Annotated in this window: 23 protein-coding genes; 11 read left to right on the top strand and 12 right to left on the bottom strand. The window is 72.9% G+C overall.

The genetic code is table 11. The features are described from left to right. The first annotated feature begins 47 nt into the window (after nt 1-47). From ACMXN5_RS42905 to ACMXN5_RS42890, 4 genes are all read left to right on the top strand, one after another. Nucleotides 48-1,181, top strand: coding sequence for an MBL fold metallo-hydrolase (locus ACMXN5_RS42905; protein ID WP_439680287.1), 1,134 nt, complete (start codon nt 48-50; stop codon nt 1,179-1,181). Nucleotides 1,182-1,218: 37 nt separating this feature from the next. Then, nucleotides 1,219-1,899, top strand: a complete 681-nt coding sequence (locus tag ACMXN5_RS42900) for a response regulator transcription factor (RefSeq protein WP_439680286.1) — start codon at nt 1,219-1,221, stop codon at nt 1,897-1,899. Next, nucleotides 1,896-3,263 carry a sensor histidine kinase gene (locus ACMXN5_RS42895; protein ID WP_439680285.1) on the top strand — a complete coding sequence of 456 codons (1,368 nt, stop codon included), beginning with the start codon at nt 1,896-1,898 and terminating at the stop codon, nt 3,261-3,263. The genes ACMXN5_RS42900 and ACMXN5_RS42895 overlap by 4 nt, the downstream gene beginning before the upstream one ends. 105 nt (nt 3,264-3,368) lie before the next feature. Further along, complete coding sequence (locus ACMXN5_RS42890) at nt 3,369-3,638, top strand: hypothetical protein (RefSeq protein WP_439680284.1); 270 nt, start codon at nt 3,369-3,371, stop codon at nt 3,636-3,638. A 121-nt stretch (nt 3,639-3,759) separates the two neighbouring features. Here the strand turns inward: ACMXN5_RS42890 and ACMXN5_RS42885 are convergent, their stop codons facing one another. The 5 genes from ACMXN5_RS42885 to ACMXN5_RS42865 form a co-directional block, all read right to left on the bottom strand. Continuing rightward, complete coding sequence (locus ACMXN5_RS42885; protein ID WP_439680283.1) at nt 3,760-4,779, bottom strand: ABC transporter ATP-binding protein; 1,020 nt, start codon at nt 4,777-4,779, stop codon at nt 3,760-3,762. Continuing rightward, entirely contained in the window at nt 4,776-5,876 is a 1,101-nt protein-coding gene (locus ACMXN5_RS42880) for an ABC transporter ATP-binding protein (RefSeq protein WP_439680282.1), read from the bottom strand. The genes ACMXN5_RS42885 and ACMXN5_RS42880 overlap by 4 nt, the downstream gene beginning before the upstream one ends. Beyond that, a complete protein-coding gene (locus ACMXN5_RS42875) occupies nt 5,876-6,850 on the bottom strand; it encodes an ABC transporter permease (protein ID WP_439680281.1) in 975 nt (324 codons plus the stop codon). Before ACMXN5_RS42875 ends, ACMXN5_RS42880 begins: the two co-directional genes overlap by 1 nt. 131 nt (nt 6,851-6,981) lie before the next feature. Next, nucleotides 6,982-8,742 (bottom strand): ABC transporter substrate-binding protein, encoded by a 1,761-nt coding sequence (locus tag ACMXN5_RS42870; protein ID WP_439680280.1) that lies wholly within the window; start codon nt 8,740-8,742, stop codon nt 6,982-6,984. Nucleotides 8,743-8,795: 53 nt separating this feature from the next. Beyond that, a complete protein-coding gene (locus ACMXN5_RS42865; protein WP_439680279.1) occupies nt 8,796-9,800 on the bottom strand; it encodes an ABC transporter permease in 1,005 nt (334 codons plus the stop codon). Between the two features lie 467 nt (nt 9,801-10,267). Between ACMXN5_RS42865 and ACMXN5_RS42860 the strand changes: the two genes are divergently transcribed. The 4 genes from ACMXN5_RS42860 to ACMXN5_RS42845 all read left to right on the top strand — a co-directional run bounded on the left by ACMXN5_RS42860 (nt 10,268) and on the right by ACMXN5_RS42845 (nt 14,963). Beyond that, entirely contained in the window at nt 10,268-11,179 is a 912-nt protein-coding gene (locus ACMXN5_RS42860) for a dihydrodipicolinate synthase family protein (protein WP_439680278.1), read from the top strand. Nucleotides 11,180-11,339: 160 nt separating this feature from the next. Beyond that, nucleotides 11,340-12,749: an aldehyde dehydrogenase family protein gene (locus ACMXN5_RS42855; protein ID WP_439681404.1), complete on the top strand. Its 1,410-nt coding sequence runs from the start codon at nt 11,340-11,342 to the stop codon at nt 12,747-12,749. Nucleotides 12,750-12,937: 188 nt separating this feature from the next. Beyond that, nucleotides 12,938-13,681, top strand: a complete 744-nt coding sequence (locus tag ACMXN5_RS42850) for a GntR family transcriptional regulator (protein ID WP_380011510.1) — start codon at nt 12,938-12,940, stop codon at nt 13,679-13,681. A 13-nt stretch (nt 13,682-13,694) separates the two neighbouring features. Further along, the gene (locus ACMXN5_RS42845; RefSeq protein ID WP_439680277.1) at nt 13,695-14,963 is read left to right on the top strand and encodes an alpha/beta fold hydrolase; all 1,269 of its coding nucleotides are present in this window, start codon (nt 13,695-13,697) and stop codon (nt 14,961-14,963) included. 72 nt (nt 14,964-15,035) lie between these two features. Here ACMXN5_RS42845 and ACMXN5_RS42840 read toward each other — a convergent pair whose 3' ends face one another. After that, on the bottom strand, nt 15,036-15,476 hold the full coding sequence (locus tag ACMXN5_RS42840; protein WP_380011516.1) for a MarR family winged helix-turn-helix transcriptional regulator: 441 nt from the start codon (nt 15,474-15,476) through the stop codon (nt 15,036-15,038). Nucleotides 15,477-15,587: 111 nt separating this feature from the next. Here ACMXN5_RS42840 and ACMXN5_RS42835 point away from each other — a divergent pair, with 111 nt between their 5' ends. Beyond that, the gene (locus tag ACMXN5_RS42835) at nt 15,588-15,962 is read left to right on the top strand and encodes a cupin domain-containing protein (RefSeq protein ID WP_439680276.1); all 375 of its coding nucleotides are present in this window, start codon (nt 15,588-15,590) and stop codon (nt 15,960-15,962) included. 21 nt (nt 15,963-15,983) lie between these two features. Here ACMXN5_RS42835 and ACMXN5_RS42830 read toward each other — a convergent pair whose 3' ends face one another. The 3 genes from ACMXN5_RS42830 to ACMXN5_RS42820 all read right to left on the bottom strand — a co-directional run bounded on the left by ACMXN5_RS42830 (nt 15,984) and on the right by ACMXN5_RS42820 (nt 18,366). After that, nucleotides 15,984-16,694, bottom strand: coding sequence for a TetR/AcrR family transcriptional regulator (locus ACMXN5_RS42830; RefSeq protein ID WP_439680275.1), 711 nt, complete (start codon nt 16,692-16,694; stop codon nt 15,984-15,986). Between the two features lie 116 nt (nt 16,695-16,810). Continuing rightward, nucleotides 16,811-17,290, bottom strand: a complete 480-nt coding sequence (locus tag ACMXN5_RS42825) for a carboxymuconolactone decarboxylase family protein (RefSeq protein ID WP_395792718.1) — start codon at nt 17,288-17,290, stop codon at nt 16,811-16,813. Further along, nucleotides 17,287-18,366, bottom strand: a complete 1,080-nt coding sequence (locus ACMXN5_RS42820; RefSeq protein WP_439680274.1) for an NAD(P)H-dependent amine dehydrogenase family protein — start codon at nt 18,364-18,366, stop codon at nt 17,287-17,289. Before ACMXN5_RS42820 ends, ACMXN5_RS42825 begins: the two co-directional genes overlap by 4 nt. Before the next feature lie 223 nt (nt 18,367-18,589). Between ACMXN5_RS42820 and ACMXN5_RS42815 the strand changes: the two genes are divergently transcribed. Further along, nucleotides 18,590-19,243 carry a response regulator gene (locus ACMXN5_RS42815; RefSeq protein ID WP_439681403.1) on the top strand — a complete coding sequence of 218 codons (654 nt, stop codon included), beginning with the start codon at nt 18,590-18,592 and terminating at the stop codon, nt 19,241-19,243. Between the two features lie 218 nt (nt 19,244-19,461). Further along, complete coding sequence (locus ACMXN5_RS42810) at nt 19,462-21,552, top strand: GAF domain-containing sensor histidine kinase (protein ID WP_439680273.1); 2,091 nt, start codon at nt 19,462-19,464, stop codon at nt 21,550-21,552. A gap of 696 nt (nt 21,553-22,248) precedes the next feature. Here the strand turns inward: ACMXN5_RS42810 and ACMXN5_RS42805 are convergent. The 3 genes from ACMXN5_RS42805 to ACMXN5_RS42795 are packed head-to-tail and all read right to left on the bottom strand — an operon-like array spanning nt 22,249 to nt 25,862. Continuing rightward, on the bottom strand, nt 22,249-23,595 hold the full coding sequence (locus ACMXN5_RS42805; protein ID WP_439680272.1) for an acetyl-CoA carboxylase biotin carboxylase subunit: 1,347 nt from the start codon (nt 23,593-23,595) through the stop codon (nt 22,249-22,251). Between the two features lie 6 nt (nt 23,596-23,601). Next, on the bottom strand, nt 23,602-24,075 hold the full coding sequence (gene accB, locus ACMXN5_RS42800; protein ID WP_439680271.1) for an acetyl-CoA carboxylase biotin carboxyl carrier protein: 474 nt from the start codon (nt 24,073-24,075) through the stop codon (nt 23,602-23,604). Next, nucleotides 24,072-25,862, bottom strand: coding sequence for a carboxyl transferase domain-containing protein (locus tag ACMXN5_RS42795; protein ID WP_439680270.1), 1,791 nt, complete (start codon nt 25,860-25,862; stop codon nt 24,072-24,074). The genes accB and ACMXN5_RS42795 overlap by 4 nt, the downstream gene beginning before the upstream one ends. Nucleotides 25,863-25,876: the final 14 nt, after the last annotated feature.

Here is a 25,876-nt window from a genome sequence, read left to right as displayed (position 1 = left end):
CCGTCGTCGGTTGAAGTGCCTGAGACGACACGAGGAGAGTGTGATCGATGGCGGGAATCCGATCGGCGGGCCGACTGGTCGCGGGTGGGCTGGCGTTGGCCGCCGCCGGCTGGGCGTTGCGGGACGTCCCGGCGGAGTTCGGCGGCAAGGCCGAGGGCGAACGCCTGGCCCGCATGCAGCGCTCGCCGCAGTTCCGGGACGGCGCGTTCCACAACCCCGTACCCGCCGCCCTGGTCGCGGCCGGCAGCGCGCCCGGCCTGATCGCGGACCTGCTCCGCGACCGTGACCTGCGCCGACCCGCCGCGCCCGTACCCCTGGTCGCCGCCCCGACCGTGCCGCAGTCCCCACACGGGGTGAGCGCCGTCTGGTACGGCCACGCGACCACCCTGGTCGAGATCGAGGGCCGCCGCGTGCTCTTCGACCCGGTGTGGAGCGACCGCGTCTCCCCCTCGCAGCTCGTCGGCCCCCGCCGGATGCATCCGCTGCCGGTCCCGCTCGCCGCCCTGCCCACCGTCGACGCGGTCGTCATCTCGCACGACCACTACGACCACCTCGACCGCGCCACCGTACGCGCGCTCACCGCCACCCAGACCGCGCCCTTCCTCGTCCCGCTCGGCATCGGCGCCCACCTGGAGCGCTGGAACGTCCCCGCCGACCGCATCGTCGAACTCGACTGGGAGGAGGACGCCACGGTCGCCGGCCTGCGCTTCACCGCGACCGCGGCCCGCCACTTCTCCGGCCGCACCCTGCGCCGCAACGACACGCTGTGGGGCTCGTGGGTGGTCGCGGGCGCCGAGCGCCGGGTGTTCTACGCCGGCGACTCCGGCTACTTCGACGGCTACGCCCGGATCGGCGCCGCGCACGGCCCCTTCGACCTGACCCTGATGCCGATCGGCGCGTACAGCCCGAGCTGGCCGGACATCCACATGAACCCCGAGGAGGCCGTCGCCGCCCACCTGGACCTGGGCGGCAAGGTGCTCCTCCCGGTGCACTGGGCGACCTTCGACCTCGCCCTGCATCCGTGGGCCGAACCGGTCGATCGCCTGTGGCAGGAGGCCAAAGCCAAGGACGTACGGCTGGCCATCCCGCGCCCCGGGGATCGGGTCGACACCGACGACGCCGCCCAGGTCAGCCCGTGGTGGGAACTCACCCGCGGCCCGGACCCGGCCCGGACCCACTGACCCGAGCCCCCGCCGGGCAGGGCCTAAGCTCACGATCATGCGTGTGCTCGTGGTGGAGGACGATCCGGATCTGGGTCGGGCCGTGGTGTCCGGATTGCAGACGGTCGGGTTCGCGGTGGACGCGGCCGGGCACATCGGCGACGCCGACCTCAAGGTCGCGGTCAACACCTACGACTGCCTGGTCGTCGACCGCGGCCTGCCGGACGGCGACGGCCTGGACCTGGTCCGCCGGCTGCGCGCGGCGGGCGCACGTACCCCGGTGCTGATGTTGACCGCGATGGACGCCGTGCCCGACCGGCTCGCGGGCTTCGACGGCGGCGCCGACGACTACCTCGTCAAGCCCTTCGTCTTCGAGGAACTGGCCGCCCGGGTACGTGCGTTGTGCCGCCGCGCCGAGCAGCCCCGGCCGCCGGTCTCGGTGGTCGGCGACGTCGAGATCGACACCGCCCGCCGCCGGGTGCGCCGGGCCGGGGTGCTGCTCACGCTGACGGTCAAGGAGTTCGCGGTCCTGGAACTGCTGACCGCCCGCGCCGGACAGGTGGTGCCGCGCGCCGACCTGATCGAGTGCTGCTGGGACGAGATGGCCGAGCCGATGTCCAACGTCGTGGACGCGGTGATCGCCCAACTGCGCCGCAAACTCGGCCCACCGGCCCTGATCGGAACGGTGCGCGGCGTCGGCTTCGTGATCGGCGGGGACGAAGCGGCCGGCGCCCCGTGAGATTCCGCGCACGATCGGCGACCCGGGCACCGAACCCACCGCCCACGCGTGCCGGCCGGCCCCTCCGCCCCGCCGTCGCCCGGCTGCGCCGCCTGCGCTGGACGCTGACCGCGCTGTTCACCCTCACCACGGCGGTCTGCCTGGTCGTGCTCGCCGTGGTCGCCGGGTCCATCGACGGCCAGTCCCGGGACCGCGAGTTGGACAACGACCTCGACCGCCGCGTGTCGGGCCTGTCCCGGGCCCTCTACTACGAGGACGGGACGCTGCGCCTCGACTCGCTGCACGAGGACGAACTCGTCGAGGGGGACGTGGCGATCGCCGTGGTCGAATGGGATCCGGCCGGGGTGCCCCGACGCTCCTACGCCGAACCCGCCGACTCGCCACTGCTGCCGAGTGCGGAGCGACTGACCGAGATCGGCGCGGACGCCCGGGAAGTGCAGTCGGCCGTGGCCTGGGACGCCGAGGGGCGCGACGGCCGCACGGTGCGGGTGGCCGCGGCGCCGGTGTGGGAGGGCGATCGTGTCGACGCGGCGCTGATCGCCGTCGCCGACCCGGGACCGGGTCGGCGCGACCACGATCGGCTCGTGCGCTGGTTGTTCCTGGGCTGCCTCGCCCTGGCCGCGGCGGCGGGCCTGGCCGGGCACCTGCTGTCCGGGCGCAGCATGCGGCCCGCGCTGCGCACGCTGGAGCAGCAGGAGCAGTTCCTGTCCGAGGCCGCACACGAACTGCGCACCCCGTTGGCCACGTTGCGTATGGTCACCTCCGCAGGCGCGGCGGCGCCGGACACCGCGCCGAGGGAACTGGCCCGCGCGACACGTCTGGTGGATCAACTGGGCCGGTTGGTCACCGGGTTGCTGGTGCGGGCCCGGGTCCAGGCCGGGACGCAGGAGGTGGAGCGCGAGGCGCTGCGGCTCGATCAGCTGGTCGAGCAGGTGGTGGACGAACTGCCGCCGTCCGGGGCGCGGTTCGTGGTGCGGACCGAGCCGACCGTGGTGCGCGGCGATCCGGAGTTGTTGGCCCAGGCGGTGCGCAACCTGGTGGACAACGCGGTCAAACACGGCGGCGGCGATGCCGCGATCGACGTCGAGGTCGCGGACGGCGCGGTGCGGGTGCGCGACCGCGGGCCCGGGGTGGCCGAGGGCGACCGCGAGCGGGTCTTCGAGCGGCGCGCCATGGGCCCGACGGGCGGTACCGGAATCGGCCTGGCGATCGTGCGTTGGGTGGCCGACCTGCACGGCGGCACCGCCCGCATCACCGACGCCCCCGGCGGCGGCGCCGTCGCCGAACTCCGCCTGCCGACCGAACCGGCCCCGGAATCCCGCCCAGAACCGCCCCGCGAGCCCGCCGAGCCCCGCGAACCCTGACCCGACCCACCCCGGCAGCACCGCTCCGGCCACATCAAGGCCACATCAACGCCACCTCGACGCCGCATCACGAAATCCTCATGAACGCCGCGCCACACTCTCCCCATGTCCGTCACCCCCGGCCACGGCGACCCCCGCCGCTCCGACACCCGCCGCCCGAAACCCCCGTCCCGCACCGCTCGTCGGGTGCTGGTGCCGATCGTGGTGGCCGTGGTGATCGTGATCGTGGTTCCGGCCGCGGTGTTCGGTCCCGACGCCGCCCGGCATGACCAACCGGCGCCGCGTCGGCCCACCGTCGAATCGGTGGGCAACCCCGCCTGGCAGCCGGTCGAGCGGGCCTGGCGGTGGTGGCACCGGAACACCGAACGTCGGTGAAGGGATCGGCCCTTCACCGGCGCCCCCACGGGGCGGGCGGCCCGCCAAGCCATGACCGGCCGCCCGCCCCGCCCCCCGTCCCCCCATCCCCCGCCCGGCCGCCCCCCGTCCGGCCGGGGTCCTATCCCCCCACCGACGCCAACGACTTGGCGGGCGAAGGGAAGTGGCAGGCCACCCGATGCCCGGGATCCCCCGCCAGGGCGGACAGCGGCGGCGCGGTCGTCGCGCACACGTCCTGCACCTTGTGGCAGCGGGTCCGGAAGTGACAGCCCGAGGGCGGGTTGATCGGACTGGGCACGTCGCCCGTCAGCCGGATACGTTCACGCCGGCCGCCGTCCGGCCCGACCGCGCCGGGCACCGCCGACAACAGGGCGTGCGTGTACGGGTGATGCGCGTTCTCGTACAGCGCACCGCGTTCCGCGCTCTCCACCACCCGGCCCAAGTACATCACCACGACCCGGTCGCAGAAGTGCCGGACCACCGCCAGGTCGTGCGCGATGAACACGAACGCGATGCCCAGATCGCGCCGCAGGTCCGCGAGCAGGTTGATCACCTGCGCCTGGATGGACACGTCCAGCGCGGACACCGGCTCGTCGGCCACGATCAGCTTGGGGCCGGCCGCCAACGCCCGGGCGATGCCGATGCGTTGCCGCTGTCCGCCGGAGAACTCGTGCGGAAAGCGGTTGTAGTGCTCGGGGTTCAGGCCGACGGTGTCGAGGAGTTCCTGAACCCGCTTGCGCCGACCACCGGGCGGGTCGATGTTGTTGACGTCCAGCGGGGCGCGCAGGATGCCGCCGACGGTGTGCCGGGGGTTGAGCGACGAGTACGGGTCCTGGAACACCATCTGGATCTGCGCCCGGATCGGCGCGAGTTCGCGGCGCGAGGCGTGCGTGATGTCCTGACCCCGGTACCGGATTGTGCCCGCGCTCGGTTCGAGCAGGCGGGTGATCAGCCGCCCGGTGGTCGACTTGCCGCAGCCCGACTCGCCTACCAGTCCGATGCTCTCCCCGGCCTCGACCGTGAGGTCGATGCCGTCCACCGCGCGGACGGCTCCGACTCGGCGGCGGAGCAGACTGCGCGGCCCGGGGAAGTGTTTGGTCAGTCCCGCCACTTCGAGCAGCGGCGCCTCGGATGTGCTCATACGTTCTTCCCGCCTTCTCGCGCGTCGGGCACCTGCGCCCGCTCCTGCTCCCGTTCCGCGGACCCGACTGCCGACGCCGCCACCGCCACCGACCCGACCCCCACCGCTACGGGCACCGCCTCCAGATGACAGGCGGCCGCGTGTCCGCTGTCGCCCTCCCCCACGAGTACCGGCGCCTGGGTGCGGCACGGCGATCCGGGCCCCGCGATCACCTGGGCGCAGCGCGGGTGGAAGGCGCAGCCGGGCGGCGGCGCGAGCAGGCTGGGCGGTGCACCGGGCACCGGTCGCAGCGGGCGGTCCAGCGGGTCGGACAGCCGCGGCACCGAGGCGAGCAGACCCCGGGTGTACGGGTGCTTGGGGGTCTCCAACACCTCGGCGGCCGGACCGAGTTCGACGGCCCGTCCGGCGTACATCACCAGCACCTCGTCGGCGACGTCGGCGACCACGCCGAGGTCGTGCGTGACCAGGATGATCGCGGTGCCCAGTTGCGCCTGGAGTTCGCCGAGCAGGTCGAGGATCTGGGCCTGGACGGTGACGTCGAGCGCGGTGGTGGGCTCGTCGGCGATCAGCAGGTCGGGTTCGCACACCAGCGCCATGGCGATCATCGCGCGCTGGCGCATACCCCCGGAGAACAGGTGCGGATACTCCCGGGCGCGTCGGGCGGCCTGGGGGATGCCGACCCGGTCCAGCATCTCGATCGCCCGATCGAGCGCCTCGCGGCGGCCGGCGCCGGTGTGGCGCCGGTAGGTCTCCACGATCTGCGCGCCGACCGTGTAGTAGGGGGAGAGCGCGGTGAGCGGGTCCTGGAAGACCATCGACACACGTTGTCCGCGCAGGTCCCGCAGGGTGCGTTCGGACGCGCCGACCAGTTCGGTGCCGTCCAGGACGGCGCTGCCCTCGACGGTGGTGCGGGCGGGGTTGTGCAGGCCCAGGAGGGTGAGGTTGGTGACGCTCTTGCCCGAACCGGACTCGCCGACGATTCCGAGGGTACGGCCGCGTTCGACGTCGAAGGAGACACCGTCGACGGCCTTGACCACGCCGCCCTCGGTGGCGAAGCGGACCCGCAGGTCGCGGACCGCAAGCAGCGGAGGGGTCATCACACACGCACCCGGGGGTCGATGACGGCGTACACGGCGTCCACCGCGACGTTGGCGAGCACCATGGCGGTGGCGGCAATCAGCACCACTCCGGTGATCATCGGCAGGTCGGAGTTGGCGACCGCGTTGACCGCGAGCTTGCCGATGCCGGGGATGTTGAAGGTGGTCTCGGTGACCACCGCGCCGCCGAGCAGCACGCCCAGTTCGATGCCGTACACGGTCACCACCGGGGTGATCGCGCCGCGCCACGCGTGTTTCAGATAGACCTGACGCGACGTCAATCCCTTGGCCCGCACGGTGCGGACGTGGTCCTCGCCGAGCGCGTCGATCATCGACGCGCGGGTCAGTCGGGAGTACACCGCGGCCTGGACGCAGGCCAGCGTCAGCCACGGCAGCAACAACCCGCCCATCCAGCCGCCGGGATCACCGGTGAACGGCAGGTATTCGGGTTTGGGCAACCAGCGCAATTGGTCGACCAACACGTAGCGGGCGATCACGCCGAGGAACTGGATCGTCACCGAGGCGCCGATCAGCGACAGCGCCATGGTGGACTTGTCCAGCCAGGTGCCGCGCCGCAGCGCCGCGAGCATGCCGATCATGACGCCGACGCCGAGGAAGATCACCGAGGCGCCGAGCGCCAGCGACAGGGTGGCCGGGAAACGGTCGAGCAGGGTGTCGAGGACCGGCTCGTGGTTGACGAACGAGTAGCCCAGGCACGGCGCGGAGCAGTGCGAGGCGCCGAAGTCGCGGCCGGCGAAGACGCCGACGATGTAGTGCCAGTACTGCATCGGCACGGACTCGTCCAGGCCGAGGTCACGGCGGATCAGCGCCAGCGTCTCGGGGGTGCAGGTCTTGCCGCAGGACAACCGCGCCGGGTCGTCCGGCATCGCGAAGAACAGGAAGAAGGTGACGGTGAAGACGACGAACAGGATCAGCGCCGCGCCGAGCAGTCGCTGCACCAGGAATCGGAACATGGGGATGGGGCCCTCACTGGAGGTCGGACCGGGGGTGGCCGGGCGGCCCGGCGGCGCGGGCGGCGCGGGCGGGAAGGGGGGAGCCCTCCCGCCCGCGCCGCCGGCCGGAGCCGGGGCCGCCTCGCCCGGGGCTACTTGACCCAGACGTCGATCGGGTAGGTCGAGCCGATGAAGCCGACCCGCACGCCGCCCAGGCCGGGGCCGTACAGGGTCAGTTGGCGCCGGTAGACGAACGGCACCACGGGGGCGTCGGCCATGATCTTCTTCTCCAGGTTCGACCACTCCTTGCCCGCGGCGACCACGTCCGACATCGCGGTGATCCGGTCCATCTCGGTGCTCATCGCCGGGTTGTTGTACAGGCTGTACACGGAGCCGTCGTCCATGATCTTGCGGCCGTCGAACTTGGCCGGGAGCACGGTCGCCGCGCTCGGCCAGTCTGCGCCCCACCCGGCCCAGTACAGGTCGTACTTGTTGTCCACGCGGCCGATCTCGGTGTAGTAGCTCTTGTCGTTGATCGGCTGCGGGACCACCTTGAAGCCGGCCTGCTGGAGGGCCTGGACGATGGTCACCGAGACCTGTTCCCACATGGGGGTCTGGTTGTACGCGTAGGTGATGGTGGGGTTGGGCGTGCCGGCCTCGGCGAGCAGCTGCTTTGCCTTGTTCACATCACCCGTGGGCGGTACACCCGCCAGGTCGTACGACTCGAAGCCGAGCACCGTCGGGCCCATCAGCGTGGTGGCGAACTCGCCGTAGGCGGGACCGCCGAGGATCTGTCGCACCTGCTCCTTGGGGAACGCCGCGATCAGCGCCTGGCGCACCTTCGGGTTGGTCAGGCGCCGGTTGTTCATCTCGAAGTACTCGGTGTACGGGGTGGCCGCGTCCGCCGTGCGGGCCTTCAACTCCGGTGTGGTGAGCACCTGTTGGGCCACCTCGCGGCCGACCCCGACACGGAACGTCATCGCGCTGCGGTCGTTGCCGTTCGCCGCGATCAGCCGCTCGTTGATCTGCTGGTTGGACGCGCCGAACTCGAACTTCCACTGGTCGGGGTAGGCGTGCCGGACCGCGTCGGTGTTCGGGTCCCAGTGTTCGTTGCGCACCATGGTCATGGACTTGTCGATCTCGCGGCCGGAGATCTTGTAGGGGCCGCTGGAGAACGGGTGCTTGTCGTACTCGAGTTTGGTGTCCTTGGCGCGCGGCACCGGAGTGCTGGTGTGCATCGCCACCGCGAACGGGAAGTCGCCGCGCGGCGCGGGCAGCGCGAAGGTGATCGTACGCGCGTCGGGGGTCTTGATCGCGTCCAACTCGCGGCCCCCGTAAGGGCCGTCGTAGACCGAGCGGAAGTCGGTGTTGCCGACCAGCCATTCCTGGATCCAGGTCGGGCCGCCGGTGATCTCCTTGGCGAAGGAGCGCTCGATGCCGTACTTGACGTCCTGCGCGGTGATCGGCGACCCGTCCTCGTACTTGAGCCCGTCCTTGAGGGTGAAGGTCCAGGTCTTGCCGCCGTCGGGGCTGGTCCCGGTGTCGGTGGCCAGGTCGCCGACCAGCGTGGTGTGGTCGCCCTCCTGCTTGTACGTGGTGAGCTGACGCGAGATCAGCAGTTCGGCGGTCTGCTCGTGCGAGACGTAGACGCGCGCCGGGTCGAGATGGTTGAAGTCGGCGCGCTCCAGGACCGTGGCGGTGCCGCCGGGCTTGGCGCCGGGGAGTTCCTTGGCCGGACCCTTCGATTCGGCGGCGGCGCCGATCGACACCGCGCGGACCTGGGCCTTGGGAGCGGCGCCCTTGCCGGGCCCTCCGCCGTCGGAGCTGCCGCCGCCGCTGGAACACGCGGCCGCGCCGAGGGCGAGGACCAGCGTGACGAGCGTGGCTCTGGTGGTACCGGTGCGCAGGGTCATGGTTCCTTCCGAGGGTTTGCCGTGCCGGTGCGGTATCGCGAGGAGCGCGGTGGTCAGCGGTCGCTCTTCGGGTCGAGCGCGTCGCGGACCGAGTCGCCGAGCAGGTTGAAGGCGACGACGAACACGAGCATCGAGATGCCCGGCACGCACATGTAGGTGATGTCGGTCTTGTAGACCTCGGCGCCCTTGAGCAACATCCGCCCCCAGTCGGGGGTGGGTTCGACCATGCCCACGCCGAGGTAGGACAGCGCCGCCTCGGTGGTCACGTAGGTCGGCACCGCCATCGAGGCGCTGACCAGGATCGGGGTGACCAGGTTGGGCAGCAGTTCGCGCAGCACCACGCGGCCGGGCGAAGCTCCGATCACCCGGGCGGCCTCGACGTATTCGCGGCTGCGCAGGGACAACACCTGACCGCGCAGCAGGCGGGCCACCGACGCCCAGCCGAACGCGGCGAGCACGGCGATGATCACCCCCGCCCGCAGGACCGAGGACATCTGTTCGCCGGGCTCGGTGAGCAGCGAGGTGACCACCGGCGTGAAGGCGATGAAGAACAACGTCGAGGGGAAGCTGAGCATCACGTCGATCACCCGGCCGACGACGAAGTCGGTGCCGCCGCCCAGGTATCCGGCGGTCACCCCGACCAGCACCCCGAGCACGGTGACCACCACGACCACGGCGAGCGAGATGAGCAGCGAGGTGCGGATGCCGTACAGGAGTTGGGTGAGCACGTCCCGGCCGAGGCCGGGTTCGAGGCCGAGCCAGAAGTCGCCGGAGATGCCGCCGTTGGGGGCGATCGGGAAGCCGAACTCGTTGAGCAGGCCGGGGCGGTTCTGGCCGTAGGTGGTGTACGGGTCCTTGCCGTAGAGCTTGGCGAACAGCGGTGCGCCGAGGCCCGCGACAACGAAGACGGCGACGACGCAGGCGGCGGCGATCCCGGTGCGGTCGCGCCGGAAGCGGCGCCAGGCGAGTTGCGAGGGGCGCAGCCCGGCGGGGGCCGGTCGGGCGATGGGCGGATCCTCCTCGACCGGCGGATCCGTGGGGGGCGCGAGGGTGGTCATGTTTGGCGAGCCTCTCGGGAGGCGGCGGGGTGGGTGGTGGTGGGGAACTCTGCCCACGGGTGATCCAAGGGTCAAGGTTTAGGCCGTGTCACATTTGAGGTGCGACATTGTATTTACCTTGCCTTTACCTTCCACCTGCGGTTTTAGCCTCGCGGCCATTTTTTGGCCGCCTCCGGCAGGGGACTGGCGCAACATAGGAGCCATGTGACATTGTACTGAGGTGACCGGAGCGGAGCCCTGCGACAACGACGTCGCACGAACCGACATGGACCGGCACCGGCGCCGCACCCCCGGCCCCGGCGCCCGGGTGCCGGTCGTACGCCTCGCCGACGACCGGCTCCCGCCCTCCCCCGTCACCCGCCCCTCGGCCCGCGCCGGGCCCGCGCGAATGCTCGCCGAGGGCGCCCGGGGGCCGCCTCCGCAGTGCGCGCCACCATCCGATTCGCCTCACCCGTCAAGGAGTTCCCATGTCCGCACCGACCACCGCCGACCGCACCCTGCACCCCTGGCGCGGCCTCATGGTCGCCACCACGCTGCCGCTGCGGGCCGACCTGAGCATCGACTACGACGCGTTCGCCGAGCACCTGCGCGAGCTGGTCGAGGCGGGCTGCGACGGCGTGGTGCCCAACGGATCCCTGGGCGAGTACCAGACCCTCACGCCGGAGGAGCGCGCCCGCGTGGTCGAGGTCGCGATCGAGGCCGTCGGCGGCGACCGGGTGATGCCTGGAGTCGCCGCGTACGGCTCCACCGAGGCCCGCCGCTGGACCGAACAGGCCGCCGAGGCCGGCGCCCGCGCGGTCATGCTGCTGCCGCCCAACGCCTACCGCGCCGACGACGCCGAGGTGCACGCGCACTACGCCGACGTGGCTGCCGTCGGCCTGCCGATCGTCGCCTACAACAACCCGTTCGACACCCGGGTCGACCTGTCCCCCGAACTGCTCGCCAAGCTGCACGCCGACGGCCACATCGTCGGCGTCAAGGAGTTCAGCGGCGACACCCGACGCGCCTACCGCATCGCCGAACTCGCCCCCGACCTCGACCTGTTGGCCGGCGCCGACGATGTGCTCCTGGAGCTGGCCGTCGGCGGCGCCAAGGGCTGGATCGGCGGCTTCTCCAACGTGCTGCCGACCGCCTGCGCCGAGCTGTACCACGCCACGCGCGCCGGCGACCTGGTCCGCGCCCGCGAGCTGTACGACATCCTGCACCCGCTGCTGCGCTGGGACACCCGTACCGAGTTCGTCCAGGCGATCAAGCTCTCGATGGATGTGGTCGGCAAGCCCGGCGGCCCCTGCCGTCCGCCGCGCCGCCCGCTCTCCGCCGAGGCCCAGAACACGGTGCGCCGAGCCACCGAGCGCGCCGTCGCCGCCGGGCTGAGCTGACCGATCCACCGGCGCCGATCTGCCGGTCCACACCCGCCTCCGGCCCGCGACACCACCCTCGCCCACCCCGGGCACCGCCCCGAGCCACGCCCGTCGCGGGCCGCCGACCGGCCGCACCGACGCCGACCGCCCCCGCCGTTCCCTTCCCGAAGGGCTTGCCATCGTGACCACCACCACCGCACCGCCCGTCCGCAGCCACGACCCCGCCGACCCCGACACGCAGGTCGCCGAGGCGCCGGCCGTCGCGCCCGCCGACGTGCGTCGGGCCGCCGAGCGGGCCCGGATCGCACAGCGGGCCTGGCTCGACGCGGGCGCCGGCGCCCGCTGCACCGCGCTCGACGCCGCCGCCGACCGGCTCGCCGCCGCGGCCGGCGACCTCGCCGACCTGATCGTGCGCGAGGTCGGCAAGCCGATCGCCGAGGCCCGCGGCGAGGTCGCCCGTGCCGTCGCCATCCTGCGCCACAACGCCCAGCAGGCCTACGACCCGGTCGGCGCGGTGCACGAACCCGCCGCCGGCCCCGGCCTGTTGCTCACCCGCCGCCGCCCGCACGGCGTGGCCGGGCTGATCACGCCGTGGAACTTCCCGCTGGCCATCCCGCTCTGGAAGGCCGCGCCCGCGCTCGCCACGGGCAATGCCGTCCTGCTCAAGCCCGCCCCGCAGGCCCTGGGCTGCGCACTGCGCCTGGCCGAACTGCTGGCCGAGGTGCTGCCCGCCGACGTGTTCACCGTCCTGCCCGGCGAGGCCGCCACCGGCGCGGCCGTGGTCGAGGCCGCCGACGTGGTCTCCTTCACCGGCTCCACCGCCGTGGGGCAGGAGGTGGTCCGCGCCGCCACCGCCCAGGGCATCCCGGTACAGGCCGAACTGGGCGGCTGCAACGCCGCGCTGGTGCTCCCGGACGCCGACGTGCGCACCACCGCCGGCCAGCTGATCGCCGCCGCGTTCGGCTACGCGGGCCAAAAGTGCACCGCCACCGGCCGGATCATCGTGGTCGGCGACCCCGAGCCGCTGCGCGCGGCCCTGACCGCCGCCGCCCGCGCCCTGGCCGTGGGCGACCCCCGCGACGCCGCCACGGTGTGCGGACCGGTGATCGGCGAGGCGGCCCGCGACCGGGTGCGCGCCGCGATCGACGCCGCGACCGGCGCCGGCGCCCGGGTCCTGGCCACGAGCGAGACCCCCGACGGCCCCGGCTGGTACACCACCCCGACCATCCTGGAGCGGGTCCCCGCCGGCCACCCGATCCTGCGCGAGGAGGTCTTCGGCCCGGTCGCCGTCCTACAGACCGCCGCCGACCTCACCGAGGCCCTGGAACTGGCCCGCGACGTGCCGCACGGCCTGGTCACCTCCGTACACACCCGCGACCTCGACGCCGCGCTGACCGTGGTCGACCGGATCGACACCGGCCTGGTCAAGGTCAACGCGCCGACCACCGGCGTCGACTTCCACATGCCCTTCGGCGGCACCAAGGCATCCAGCCACGGCCCCCGCGAACAAGGCCGCGCCGCCGCCGACTTCTACACCTCGGTACGCACCGTGAGCCTGCTCCCGGCGGACCCCACCGGCGCGCCGTAGCCGAGCGGTCGACCCACGACCGACCCACGGCCGGACCACGGCCGGGCCCGCCGGGCGCCCGGTCGGCGTCCCGGCGCACAAAGAGATCACGACGGAAAGGAGGCTTCGGGCGCGGCGGCGGCTACGCTGTGCCATTGCACATCGTACAAAGGCCGGATCGTATCCGGTCCCGAGGAGGGACACACCAGATGAGCGCGGACGCCGAAGTATCGAGCGGGCACGTCCTCGGGAACGGCGCCGGGGACACCCCGGGCTCGCTGAACCTGCCGTCCGTGCGGGAACACCGCAGTCTGCGCGATCAGGTCACACACGCGCTGCGTGCCGCCCTGATCGCCGGCGAGCTGCGCCCCGACGTCGTCTACTCGGCACCGAGCCTGGCCGCCCAGTTCCGCGTCTCGGCCACCCCCGTGCGCGAGGCGATGCTCGACCTCGTGAAGGAGGGTCTGGTCGAGGTGGTCCGCAACAAGGGCTTCCGGGTGACCGCGCTGTCCGGCCGCGACCTCGACGAATACACCGAGATCCGGGCGCTGATCGAGATCCCGGTGATCGAACGCCTCGCCGAGACCGCCGACCACGCGGCCCTGGAGGCGCTGCGCCCGGTGGCCGCCGCCATCGTGGCCGCCGCCGAACGCCGCGACCTGATCGGATACCTCGAATCCGACCGCCAGTTCCACCTCGGCCTGCTCGAACTCGGCGGCAACCGCCGCCTGGTCGAGGTGGTCGGCGACCTGCGCAAGCGCTCGCGCCTGTACGGCCTCACCCAACTCGCCGAACGCGGCGCGCTGGTCGCCTCGGCCCGCGAACACGAGGAGATCCTCGACCTGTTGCTCGCCGGAGACGCGGCCGGCGTACGCCGCGCGATGAGCGAACACCTGGGCCACATCCGCTCGCTCTGGTCCGACCGGGCGCGCGAGTCCACACCGGAAGACTAGGGCGAACTCCCCCATGAACCACCGATACACGATCACCGACCACGTGTTCCCGCTGCCGCTGGACCACCACGATCCGACCGGCCCCCGGATCGACGTCTTCGCCCGCGAGGTCGTCGATCCCGCCCGCGCCCACGAGAAGCTGCCCTGGCTGCTGTATCTCCAGGGCGGCCCGGGCGGCAAGTCGCCGCGGCCGATCTCCGGCTCCCCCGGCTGGCTGCGGCACGCCACCCGGACCCACCGCGTGTTGCTCCTGGACCAGCGCGGTACCGGACGCAGCACCCCGGTGACCGCCCGGGCCGCCGCCCGGTTCCGCTCCGCCCACGAACTGGCCGCCCACCTCGCGCACTTCCGCGCCGACTCGATCGTCGCCGACGCCGAGGCGATCCGCCGGGCGTTGTGCGACGACGAGCCCTGGGAGACGCTCGGTCAGAGCTACGGGGGGTTCATCACGCTCAGCTACCTGTCGCTGGCCCCGGAGGGACTGCGCCGCTGCCACATCACCGGCGGCCTGCCCGGCCTGTCCGCCACGGCCGACGACGTGTACGCGCTGACCTACCCGCGCATCCGGGACAAGAACGCCGAGTTCCGCGAGCGCTACCCGGACGACGTGGCCCGGCTGCGCCGGATCGCCGAGACGGTCGCCGGCGGCGGCGTGCGACTGCCCGACGGCGATGTGCTGACGGTGCGTCGACTGCGCACCCTGGGCCAGGTGTTCGGCATGGGCGACGGCTTCGAGCGGGTGCACTGGCTGCTCGACGAGGCCCTGGACCCCGCAACCGGCGAACTCTCCGACACCTTCCTGCGCCAGGTGGCCACGCTGACCGGGTTCGTGGACAACCCGCTGTACGCGGTGCTCCAGGAGTCCATCTACGCACAGGGCGCGGGCCCCACCGGATGGGCCGCCGAGCGGACCCACACCGCTCTGGCGGACTTCGCCGACGACGCGGACCCGCTGCTGCTCACCGGCGAGACCATCCATCCCTGGATGTTCGACGAGATCGCCGGCCTGCGCCCGTTCGCCGAGGCCGCCCACCTGCTCGCCGAACGCGCCGACTGGGCGCCGCTGTACGACCCGGCGCGGCTGGCCGCCAACCGGGTCCCGGTCGCGGCGATCGTCTACCACGACGACATGTACGTCGACGCCGGCCTGTCCCTGCGCACCGCCCGCGAGATCGGCGCGGTCCGGACCTGGGTCACCAACGAGTGGGAGCACGACGGCGTCACCGCCTCCGGCGACACGGTCCTGTCCCGCCTGATGGACATGACCGCCGGCGTGGTCTGAGCCCGCCCGCACCACCCCGAACCCGAGTCGTGCCGCGTCCGCGCGGCACGACTCGATCGCCTCCGGAGGCGGTCACACGGACCGGAACAGGCGCGTGGAGTCGGGCGTGGTCGCCACGACGCGGGACAACACCTCGCGCGTGGTCGCCACCTCCTCGGCACCGAGCCGTTCGGCAAGGCGGCGTTCGAAATCGGCGTGGAACGCCCGGACCCGATCGAGCAGTTCCCGGCCCTGCGGGGACAGGTACAGCCGCTTGGCCCGACCGTCGGCCGGGTCGGGCCGCCGTTCCACGTATCCCGCCGCCACCATGTCGTCGACGATCTTCGCCGCCCCCTGCGCGGTGATCCCGAGCCGGTCGCCGAGTTGACTCGTGGTGACCGCCGCCACGTCCAGGGTGCGCAGCACGAAGCCGTACGACGCGCCCACGACGGTCGCGCCGTTGGCGGTCAGATGCGCGTGCAGTTCCTGGACGAACGACTCGTAGGCGTGCCCGAGCAACAATCCGAAATCCATTGACGGCCTCTCCCACATATGTTCAACTCTGGTTGCGCACCTTGGTTGTCAACCTCGGTTGAGCACCCAGGATGCCCACCATAGCCGTTGATATCGCCCGGAGGAACCACCATGCCGCTCGTCAAGGCCGCCGACGCCCCCGTCTTCGACAACAGCCACGCCACCTTCGTCGGGTTGGCCGCCCCCAGCCGGGGCTCCAGCGAGAACTCGGCCTGGCGGGTAACCCTCAAGCCCGGCGCGGCGGGTCCACCGCACGCCCTGTCCCGGGAGGAGATCTTCGTGGCGCTCTCCGGCCGGGCCGCCGTCACCATGGACGGCGACACCTTCGACGTCGGACCCGGCGACGCGCTGATCGTCCCGGCCGACACGCTGTTCACCCTCGCCAATCCCGGCCCGGACCCGTTCGAGGCGGTGGCGATCCTCCCGGTCGGCGGCCTGGGCCTGCTCGCCGGCCGGGAGCCGTTCACCCCGCCGTGGGCCGCCTGACCAGTCACGCGCACCCGGGCCTCACGCGGGCGGTACGAGCAGCGTGTCCACGACCCGGCGGACCCGGTCCGGCGCGTCCGCGTCGCCCAGGCGCAACGCGGTGTTGGCCGCGGTGAGCACCGCGTCGATCTGGAAGGCCGCCAGGTCCGCGTCGGGGTCCACGATCTCGCCGGCGTCGACGGCCTGGCGCACCTCGCCGGCGAGCAGGGCCAGCCAGCCGCGGTGGTGTTGCAGCAGTTCGTCCCGGACCGGGCCGGGCCGGCTGTCGAAGTCGGGGAGGTTGGCGGCCCAGAAGCAGCCGCCCGCGAACAGCGGCGTCTCGGCGTAGCCGATCCAGTGCTCGATCAGCGCCCGCAGTCGCGCGGCGCCGCGCGGGGCGGCGGAGGCGGGGCGCACGACCGCGTCGAGGAAGGCCACGTGCGCCCAGGCCACGGCGGCGAGCTGCAACTTCTCCTTGGTGCCGAACAGGGTGGCGATACCGCTCTTGCTCAGCCCCAGGTCACCGGCCAGGCGACCGATGCTGAGACCGTTCAGCCCCTCCATGGAGGCCACGTCGACGGCGTGCCGCGCGATCACCTGCCGAGCCCGAGCACCGCGCAACAGCCGCCGATCGGTGATCCCGGACGCGACCGGGTCCACCGGTTCCATCGGGTCGACCGGATCGACGGCATCGGCCGGATCCACCGGCTCGCGGGCCGGCCCGGCCGCCGAATCGGGACGTGTCGGACTCATGCCTCCATCGTCCCACGCGCCTTCCCGATCCATACGAACGCTCGTACGGGAGGGATCCGCCCCGGTCGCCCGCCGACCGGGCGACCGGGCGACCGCGCCCGGCCGGTCGGTCGGCGTCAGTGCTGCGTGAGCACGCACACCGTGTCGAGGCCGAGCACGTGGTTGAGCCGGCCGAACGCCAGCCAGGAGCCGATCGCCATGCTCAGCTCCACGATCTCGGCCTGGCTGTAGTGCGCGGACATCCGGGCCCAGAACTCGTCGTCCAGGTTGTGGTGGTCCTCCGCGTAACGCTCGGCGTACTCCGCGGCCAGCCGGGTGCGGTCGTCGAAGACCTCGGTGGTGCGCCACTGCGCGACCGCCTCGTCGAAGCCGTCCTCGACCTTCTCCCCGTCCCGCTCGGTGCGCCAGTCCAGGCAGAACACACAGCCGTTGATCTGCGCGATCCGCAACCGCGCGGCCTCGAACTCACGCAGGCCGAGCGTGCTGTGGTCGTAGACCTTCATCGAGAAGGTCGAGGCGGCGATGCCGATCTCCGGCACCATCTCGCCCCAGACGTAGGCGATCGGGTCCTTGTCCTCGGGGATGTCGATCCTCATGCGTGTTTCCTTCCGAGTTTGCCCACGGCCGGCCGAAGGGGGATGTCGAGTGCGTCGTAGAGCCCGGGTTCGGCGGCCACGAGCCAGTCGATGGCGCCCACCAGGCGCCCGACGGCGGTGGCGTTGCCGCCGGCGGATCGGTTCTCGCCCTCGTCCGTGGCCTCCACCGTGACCTCGATCCGCGGCCGGCCCTCGATCACCACGCGGTGCGCCCCGGCCCCGTCGGGCGGCGTCGGCCAGTCGGGCGCGCACGACGGGTGGATCCGGGTGACGTGTTCGATCACGATGCGCGGTTCGCCCTCGACGATGCCCTGTACCTCGAACCGCACCGCGCCCTGCGTGCCCGCCGCGAACTCGCCCATCGTCGAGGTCCGCACCGTACTCTCCAGCGCCCGACGGTCCATCGTCTCGCGGATCTCGTCCAGTTCCACGCCCAGCGCCCGGGCCATCAGCCGGATCTGTCCGCCCCACACCATGGTCGGCATGTCCGGCCACAACATCGGCGCGCCGTAGTCCATGGGTTGGCCCATGCCGACCAGGTTGCGGACCGAGTCCTCCTGGTCGTAGGTGGAGTAGTCGAAGATCTCCTGGCAGCGGATCGCGTCGACCGTGGTGCCCAATCCGCTGATCAGCAGCGGCAGTACGTCGTTGCCCCACCCCGGGTCGACGCCGGAGACGAACAACGAACCGCCGCCAGCCGCGATCGCCGCCAGCACCGGATCGCGCAGCTCCGCCGGGGCGTTGGTCGGGTCGTAGAGCGCGTACAGGGCGGGCGTGACCACCACCGCGCCGGCCTCGATCGCCCGCACGATGTCGGCCAGCGCCTCGTCGGGGCGGATGTCGCCCGACGCCGCGTACACCACGGCCCCCGGCCCGGCGGCCAGCACCGCGTCGATGTCGTCGGTCGCCGCGACCCCCAGTGTCCCGTCGAGTCCGGCGAGTTCGCCCGCGTCGCGGCCGACCTTGTCGGGGTTGTGCACGAGCACCGCCGCGAGGTCGAGCGCCGGGTGGGCCTCGACGGCTCGAATGGCCGCGCGACCGACGTTGCCGGTACCCCAGACAACCGTGGAAATCATGCGCTGGAGGGTAGCGACGGGTGCCGGCGGTTCCTAGGGCCATGCCCGGAAAACCTGACCGGTTGGGGCAGTTGCGCCACAACCGGGTCGATCGGCGGGCGTGACGCGGGCTCGGGGCGCCCGGGTGGCCACGCCGGCGTCGCCACATGCGGAACTTACGAGATGTGACGGTCTGTTCACGCGTAGTATGTACCGTGTGGTTGGTGAATGCGGGTCCGTGCCGTTGCGAATCGTGATCGTCGACGATCATCCGCTGTTCCGCGCCGGCCTGCGGGCGGCCCTGGAGAGCGCCGGTGACATCCTCGTGGTCGCCGAGGTGGAGACGGCCGCCGCGGTGATCCCGGCGGTCGCCGAACATCGGCCCGACCTGGTCGTGATGGACCTCAACCTGCCCGACGGTTCGGGCATCGAGGCCACCCGCGCCCTGGTCGCCGACACGCCGGTGCCGGTCCTGGTGCTGACCATGTCCGACGACGACGGCAGCCTGCTCGCCGCGATACGCGCGGGCGCGGGCGGCTATCTGGTCAAGGGCGCCGCCCGGGACGAGGTACTGCACGCCGTGCGCACCGTCGCCGCCGGCGGCGCGGTCTTCGGCGCGCAGACCGTACCCCGGCTGACCGCGCTGCTCGCGGGCACCGCCGGACGCGGCGGCGAGCGGGTCTTCCCCGAGCTGACCGACCGCGAGTGCGAGGTGCTCGACCTGCTCGCCCGCGGCCTGGACAACCGCCGCATCGCGCGCCGGCTCTTCCTCGCCGAGAAGACCGTACGCAACCACATCACCCACATCTTCGAAAAGCTGCATGTGAGCACCCGCGCCGAGGCGGTGGCCCGGGCCCGCGACGTCGGTCTGGGCGCCGACCACCCCACCGAACCCTGAATCGGCGCCCGCCCGGCCCGCTCCCCGCTCACCCGGCCCCTCGGTGTCCCGACCCGCCTCGGGACCGCCTCGGGACCGGTGCCTCCCGCGCCCGGGACCACGGGAGCCGCATGCTGGGACCGGCGAACGCAGATGGCACCCACGTGTCGGATCCGCCGGGGGCGGCCCGGCTCCACTCGTCCGCGACGTCCCCCGCCGACGTCCCGTGAGGAGGCCACATGCCCATCACCGCGCTGGAGCAACGGGCGGGACCCGCCCGGGTCTACGGAGCGGGCGCCGTCAGCCTGCTGAGCTGCCTGGTCGCCCTGGTCCTGCTGGTCACCCACCTCGACGACCCGCGCCTGGCCCCCAACCCCGGCCTGACCGGTGTGTTCGTCCTGCTCGGCTGCGGCTTCGCGCTGTCCGGCCTGTTCGTGCTCGCCCGTCGCTCCGCGCCCGGTCTGGGCCGCCTGCTGCTCTATACCGGGGTCGCGGTCACCGTCGGCTACGCGGTCCTGCTCTGCGCGGTGTTCGCCGACGCCGGCCCGGGCTGGTCCGCCTTCGCCATCGTGCTGTGGCTGATCGCCGACACCGTGTACCTGTTCACCATGTACGCGCTGCCTCTGTGGCTCCCCGACGGCCGGCTGCCACGCTCCCGCGTCGTGCGGGTCTGGGCCGCGCTGGTCGCGGTGTGGAGCGCGGTACACGCCTACCGCGACTACGCCGGCTTCGACTGGTACGGGCTGCCCGGCTTCCTGGACCAGGGCGTGTGGGCCGACGCGGAACGGTGGCTGAACGACTGGGTCACCCCGCACCAGGATCTGATCCCGCCCCTGGTCATCGCCGTGAGCCTGACCATCATGACGGTGCGCTGGGTGCGCTCCCCCGGCCCGCACCCGGTGCGCTTCCTACCGCTGTTGCCCTACGTGTTCTGGCTCGCCGTGGAATTCCTCGGCTACCACCTCGAACTCTCGGACTCGATCTACAACTTCCTGATCTACGGGGGCATCGTCGTGTGGCAGCTCTCCTTCGCGTACGCCTTCGCCCGAGACCGACGCCGACATCTGGACCGCTCCGTCTCCCGGGCGTTGGCCGCGTTCGCGCTGGCCGCGGTGCTCATGGGCGGATACCTGGCGATCGCCGTGCAACTGTCCGACCGCCTGCCCGGCGCCGACAGCTCCGGGGCCATCGTGGTGGCCGGCGGTGCGCTCGTCATCGGTGCGCTGCTGCGCCCGACCGTCGGCTGGGGCGCGCGCCTGGTCGACCGCTTCTACTACGGCGAACGCGCCAAGCCCTACCAGGTGGTCCGCGACCTGGCCGAACAGCTCAGTCGCGCGGTCGCTCCCGGCGCGGCCCCCGAGTTGTTGTGCCGCACCGTCGTACACACCCTCGGCCTGCCCGGCGCGAGCGTCGTCGTCGACACCCGGCGCGGCGAACGCGAACTCGCCCGGCTGGGCGCTCTCCCCGAGGACCGCACCGAATTCCCGCTCACCTACGAGGGGGCCCTCATCGGCCGGTTGTCCGTACCGCCACGCGTCGGCCAGACCACGCTCGACCGGCAGGACATGGACCTGCTGCGTTTCCTCGCCGACCAGGCCGCCCCCGCCGTCGCGTCGCTACGCCTGTACGAGGAGTTGCAGGAAAGCCGCGAGCGCATCGTGCTCGCCCGGGAGGAGGCCCGCCGCCGACTACGCCACGACCTGCACGACGGCCTCGGCCCCGCGCTGTCCGGCACCCGCCTCCAGGTCGACACCGCCCGAGCCTGTGTACCCCCCGACACCCCCGCCGCCGGCACCCTCGTGATCGCCTCGCAGGGCATCGGCGAGGCGATCACCGAACTGCGTCGGATCACCGACGGACTCGCCCCCGCCGCGCTGCTGCGCCTGGGCCTGGCCGGCGCGCTCCGCGACGCCGCACACCGCCTGGACACCGGCCGCGACGGGCACCCCCGGATCGAGATCACCTTCGACCCCGACCCGCCGCCGGAACTGGCCCCCGCCGTCGAGGTCGCGGTCTACCGGATCTGCGGCGAGGCACTGAACAACGTGGTGCGGCACGCCCGCGCCCGGCACGCCGCGCTCGCCGTCCGGATCAGCGAGACCCGGGTCACCGTCGAGATCACCGACGACGGTGTGGGCCTGCCTCCCGACCCGGCCGGCCCCGATGCCGCGGGCGGCGGGGTGGGGTTGCGCTCGATGGCCGATCGGGCCGAGGAACTGGGCGGCACCTTCACCGCGACCCGGGACGAATACGGCACCACGGTACGTGCGGTGATCCCCCGCCCGGGCCCGCACACCCGGGACGTACCCCGGACCGGACCGGGACCGTGACCACATGCGCCCGGGACCGCGCCGCGTGAGAGTGGAAGGGCGGTTGCACTCCACAAGCACCGCGTCCCACCCCTACCACGGAGGTCGACAATGTCACCCCAACCCCACCCGAAGGGCCAACCGCCACCCGCGAAGGACGTACCGGACGAGGTCGCCCAGTGCACTCCGCCGAACCCGAAGTGCACGGTACTGCCCGAACCGACGGAACCGGGTGAACCGGATGGCGAACACCCGCAGAAGCCGGGGAAGCCGGGGAAACCGCACCGGCCGGTGGTACCGGGCAGGCCCCATCGGCCCGATCCCACTCCGCCGCACACGTCGGATCCGGGCCATCGGTACCCCCCGTAGCCCCACCGCACCGACTCGCCCCGGAGGGGCGGATCGGGATCCGACCGGCGGGAAACCCCGCGTATGACACGCGTATCCTCGCCCCCCATCGCATCCGGCGATGGGGGGCGAGCGCATGTACGCACCCTGCGCCCGACACACAGCACCCGGACCCCGGCACCCGACACACGAACCGGGCACCGGGCACCGGGCACCGGGCACCGGGCACCGGGCACCGGGCACCGGGCACCGGGCACCGGGCACCGGGCACCCTGTGCCGGCAAGGCGACCGCCCGACCCGGTGCGGGGTCGGGCGGCCGCACGGGTCGGGCCACGGGTCCGGAGCCGACGCCCCGATCGGCCCCGGCGTCAGGACGCCGCGCGCCGGTCCAGCAGGGTCGTGTCGTGGCGGCCCGCGCAGAAGTCGGGGTCCTCGAGCACGTCGGCGAGCAGCCCGGCCGTGGTGTGCACGCCCGGTCCCTCCACCCGCAGTTCGCCCAGCGCCCGGCGCATCCGGGCCAGCGCCTGATCCCGGTCCTGCCCCCACGTGACCACCTTGGCCAGCAGCGAGTCGTACTCCGGGCGGGCCTGCGCCCCCGGGAACGCGTGCGTGTCGACCCGGACGAACGGCCCGCCCGGCGCCCGGAATCCGGTCAGCGTGCCAGGGCACGGCGCGAAGTCGCGCGCCGGGTCCTCGGCGTTGATCCGACACTCCACCGAGGCCCCGCGCCGCTCCACCCGATCCTGGTCGAAGCCCAGTGGTTCCCCGGCGGCGATGCGCAGTTGCTCGCGCACGATGTCGATCCCGGTGACCATCTCGGTCACCGGATGTTCCACCTGGATCCGCGAGTTCACCTCGATGAACGCCGCCTCCGCGCCACGCACCAGGAACTCGAAGGTGCCGGCGCCGCGATATCCTGCGGCCCGGCAGCCGGCCACCGCGTAGCCGGCGAGTCGATCGGCCAGGCTGGCGGGCAACTCCGGGGCCGGCGACTCCTCGACCAGCTTTTGATGTCGGCGCTGCACCGAACAGTCGCGCTCGCCGAGATGCACCACATTGCCGTACCCGTCGGCCAGGACCTGGATCTCGATGTGCCGGGCGCCGTACAGGTATTGCTCCATATATACGCGGTTGTCACCGAACGCCGCCTGGGCCGAGGCGCGCGTGGCCCGAAACGTGGGCAGCAGCGCGCCGGCGTCGCGCACCACCGCCATCCCGCGCCCGCCCCCGCCCGCGACCGCCTTGACGATCAGCGGGTAGCCGATCCGCCGCGCCACCTCGGCCGCCTCGTCGGCGGTGCCCACCGGCTCGCGCGAGCCCGGCACCACCGGCAGCCCGGCGTCGGCCATCATCTGCCGAGCGGTGGACTTGTCGCCGAGGCGGGCCATCACCTCGGCCGCCGGGCCGACGAAGACCAGCCCGTTCTCCGCGCAGATCGTGGCGAAGTCCGGGTCTTCGGACAGGAATCCGTATCCGGGATGCACGGCCTGGGCCCCGGTCAGCCGGGCTGCCTCGATCACCGCCGGAGCGTAGAGGTAGCTCCGGCGCGGATCGGCCGGGCCGATGTTGATCCGCCGGTCGGCGGCCCGCGCCGCGGCCGAGTCCGCGTCCACCCCCGAGTGCACCACCACGCTGGTGATGCCCATGTCCCGGCAGGTGCGCACCACACGCAGCGCGATCTCGCCGCGGTTGGCGATCAGTACGGTGTCGAACACGGTGGTTCACCCCTGCCCGTCGCAGTCGAGTTCGAAGAGCGGCTCGTCGTAGCCGACCCCCTCGCCGTTCTTGACCAGTACGGCGGTGACCCGACCGGCGCGGTCCGCCTCGATCGGGTTCATCAGCTTCATCGCCTCGATGATGGCCACCTGTTGGCCCGCCTCGACGAGGTCGCCCACCGCGACAAACGGTGGCGCGCCGGGTTCGGGCGCGGCGTAGAAGGTGCCGACCAGCGGGGCGCGGACGAGGTCTCCGTCGCTCTCCGCCGGCCGGTGCTCCGCCTCGACCGGCGCGGGTGGGGCCGCCTCGGGTGCGGGCGGCGGGACGACCGCGGCCGACCAGGTCAGCTCGATGCTCTCCCCTCCGGACCGCACCACGACGTGCGTGGGCGGTCGCGGGGCATCGTGCAACACCCGGTCGAGCGCGGCGTGCAGGGCGGCCAGGGTGGCCGCCGGGCCCTGGTGGTCGGCGCCGGTCATGCCGATTCCTCCTCGTCGGTGTCCTCGAAACGCACCCGGTCCGTACCGGTCGCGGTCGGCCCGGGCAGTCCGAAGCCGCGCAGTCGCCGCCGCCGTCGGCGCACCCGTTCGGCCGGGTCGAGCACGGCGAGTTCGTCCAGGGTGCCCAGCACCGCGTCCCGCAGGATCAGGCTCGCGGCGGCCGGATCGGCCTGTGCGCCGCCCTCGGGCTCCGGCACCACCCCGTCCACCACGCCCAGTTCGAGCAGCGACCGGGCGTCAAGACCCAACGCGCGGGCCGCCGCCGGGCTCTCCTCCCGGGTCTTCCACAGGATCGCCGCGCAGCCCTCGGGACTGATCACCGAGTAGAGCGCGTTCGCGCCGATCAACACCCGATCGGCGACGCCGAGCGCCAGCGCCCCGCCGCTGCCGCCCTCCCCGGTGACCACCGCCACCACGGGCACCCGCAGCCCGGTGAATACCCGCAGACAGTCCGCGATCGCCCCGGCCTGGCCCTGCTGCTCCGCCTCGATCCCCGGATGCGCGCCGGGGGTGTCGATCAGCGTCACGAGCGGTACGCCGATCTTCTCGGCGAGCCGGGCCAGCCTGATCGCCTTGCGGTAGCCGGCGGGCGAGGCCATCGCGAAGTTGGCCCGCACCAGTTCGGCGGTGGTGTGCCCCTTCTGGTGGCCGAGCACCACCACGGGCCGGCCCTCGACCGTGCCGAGGCCGCCGACGATCGCCGGGCAGTCCGCGCCCGCCCGATCGCCGCGCAGTTCGACGAAGGTGTCCATCCAGTACGCGAGGTGGTCGCGTGTGGTCGGCCTCCGCAGGTCCCGGGCCGCCGCGACCACCTCCGGCGCGGACCGCACGGCGAGTCGCGCGGGATCGCGCACCACCGTCGCCGATGCCGGACGCGGCAGTTCCGCGACCCGACCGTCCCGACCGTCCCGACCGGCGCGCGGCGGGCCGGTGCGGTCGGGGTGCCCGCACGCCGAGGCGAGCAGGACCGCGAGCGTACGGCGCAGTTCGCCGCGCGGGTGCACCGCGTCCACCAGGCCGTGCCGCAGCAGGAACTCGGCCGTCTGGAAGCCGTCCGGGAGCCGTTGCCCGATGGTCTGTTCGATCACGCGCGGACCGGCGAACCCCATCCGCGCCCCCGGCTCGCACACCACCACGTCGGCGAGGGTGGCGAACGAGGCGGCCACCCCGCCGTAGGTCGGATCGGCGATCACCGTGACGGTGAGGATGCCGGCCTCGTCGAGCGCCGCCATCGCCGCCGCGGTCTTGGCCATCTGCATCAGCGCCAGCGCACCCTCCTGCATCCGCGCCCCGCCCGACGAGGTGACCAGGACCAGCGGCGCCCGCCGGGCCAGCGCGGCCTCGGCGGCCATCGCCACCGCCTCCCCGGCGGCGACGCCCAGACTGCCGCCCATGAAGGCGAAGTCCATCGCGGCCACCACCACCGGATACCCGAACACCGTGCCGGCCGCGACCCGCACCGCGTCCGCGTGCCCCGTGGCCGCTCGGGCGGCGGACAACCGGTCCGGATACGGCTTCAGATCGGCGAACGACAGCGGATCGTGCACCGTCTCGGCGGCGGTCAACGGCCGGGCGCTGCCCGGGTCGAGCAGCGCGTCCAACCGCCGCGCCGCACTCAGCGGCGCGTGCGCCCCACAACTCGGGCACACCCCGTCGGCCCGCTCGAACCGTTTGCGGTACACGAGCGCCCGACAGCGCGGACAGGCCAGCCAGTCGGTGACCGGCGCCCCGGCGGAGCCGGCGGGGTCGGAGGTTTTCGCGTTCATCGGGATCTCCCGGT

It is taken from the genome of Embleya australiensis, assembly GCF_051903075.1.
Taxonomy (GTDB): domain Bacteria; phylum Actinomycetota; class Actinomycetes; order Streptomycetales; family Streptomycetaceae; genus Embleya.
The sequence above is the reverse complement of the archived record's forward strand: the minus strand, read 5'-3'. Positions and strand labels throughout refer to the sequence as shown.

Bases quoted from the DNA above. Each gene is read 5' to 3' on its own strand.
- ACMXN5_RS42885 (WP_439680283.1), bottom strand. From the start codon at position 4,779: ATGAGCACATCCGAGGCGCCGCTGCTCGAAGTGGCGGGACTGACCAAA.
- ACMXN5_RS42825 (WP_395792718.1), bottom strand. From the start codon at position 17,290: ATGAGGATCGACATCCCCGAGGACAAGGACCCGATCGCCTACGTCTGG.
- ACMXN5_RS42880 (WP_439680282.1), bottom strand. From the start codon at position 5,876: ATGACCCCTCCGCTGCTTGCGGTCCGCGACCTGCGGGTCCGCTTCGCC.
- ACMXN5_RS42850 (WP_380011510.1), top strand. From the start codon at position 12,938: ATGAGCGCGGACGCCGAAGTATCGAGCGGGCACGTCCTCGGGAACGGC.
- ACMXN5_RS42830 (WP_439680275.1), bottom strand. From the start codon at position 16,694: ATGAGTCCGACACGTCCCGATTCGGCGGCCGGGCCGGCCCGCGAGCCG.
- ACMXN5_RS42875 (WP_439680281.1), bottom strand. From the start codon at position 6,850: ATGTTCCGATTCCTGGTGCAGCGACTGCTCGGCGCGGCGCTGATCCTG.
- ACMXN5_RS42840 (WP_380011516.1), bottom strand. From the start codon at position 15,476: ATGGATTTCGGATTGTTGCTCGGGCACGCCTACGAGTCGTTCGTCCAG.
- ACMXN5_RS42810 (WP_439680273.1), top strand. From the start codon at position 19,462: ATGCCCATCACCGCGCTGGAGCAACGGGCGGGACCCGCCCGGGTCTAC.
- ACMXN5_RS42845 (WP_439680277.1), top strand. From the start codon at position 13,695: ATGAACCACCGATACACGATCACCGACCACGTGTTCCCGCTGCCGCTG.
- ACMXN5_RS42860 (WP_439680278.1), top strand. From the start codon at position 10,268: ATGTCCGCACCGACCACCGCCGACCGCACCCTGCACCCCTGGCGCGGC.
- accB (WP_439680271.1), bottom strand. From the start codon at position 24,075: ATGACCGGCGCCGACCACCAGGGCCCGGCGGCCACCCTGGCCGCCCTG.
- ACMXN5_RS42865 (WP_439680279.1), bottom strand. From the start codon at position 9,800: ATGACCACCCTCGCGCCCCCCACGGATCCGCCGGTCGAGGAGGATCCG.
- ACMXN5_RS42905 (WP_439680287.1), top strand. From the start codon at position 48: ATGGCGGGAATCCGATCGGCGGGCCGACTGGTCGCGGGTGGGCTGGCG.
- ACMXN5_RS42835 (WP_439680276.1), top strand. From the start codon at position 15,588: ATGCCGCTCGTCAAGGCCGCCGACGCCCCCGTCTTCGACAACAGCCAC.
- ACMXN5_RS42795 (WP_439680270.1), bottom strand. From the start codon at position 25,862: ATGAACGCGAAAACCTCCGACCCCGCCGGCTCCGCCGGGGCGCCGGTC.
- ACMXN5_RS42870 (WP_439680280.1), bottom strand. From the start codon at position 8,742: ATGACCCTGCGCACCGGTACCACCAGAGCCACGCTCGTCACGCTGGTC.
- ACMXN5_RS42820 (WP_439680274.1), bottom strand. From the start codon at position 18,366: ATGATTTCCACGGTTGTCTGGGGTACCGGCAACGTCGGTCGCGCGGCC.
- ACMXN5_RS42890 (WP_439680284.1), top strand. From the start codon at position 3,369: ATGTCCGTCACCCCCGGCCACGGCGACCCCCGCCGCTCCGACACCCGC.
- ACMXN5_RS42900 (WP_439680286.1), top strand. From the start codon at position 1,219: ATGCGTGTGCTCGTGGTGGAGGACGATCCGGATCTGGGTCGGGCCGTG.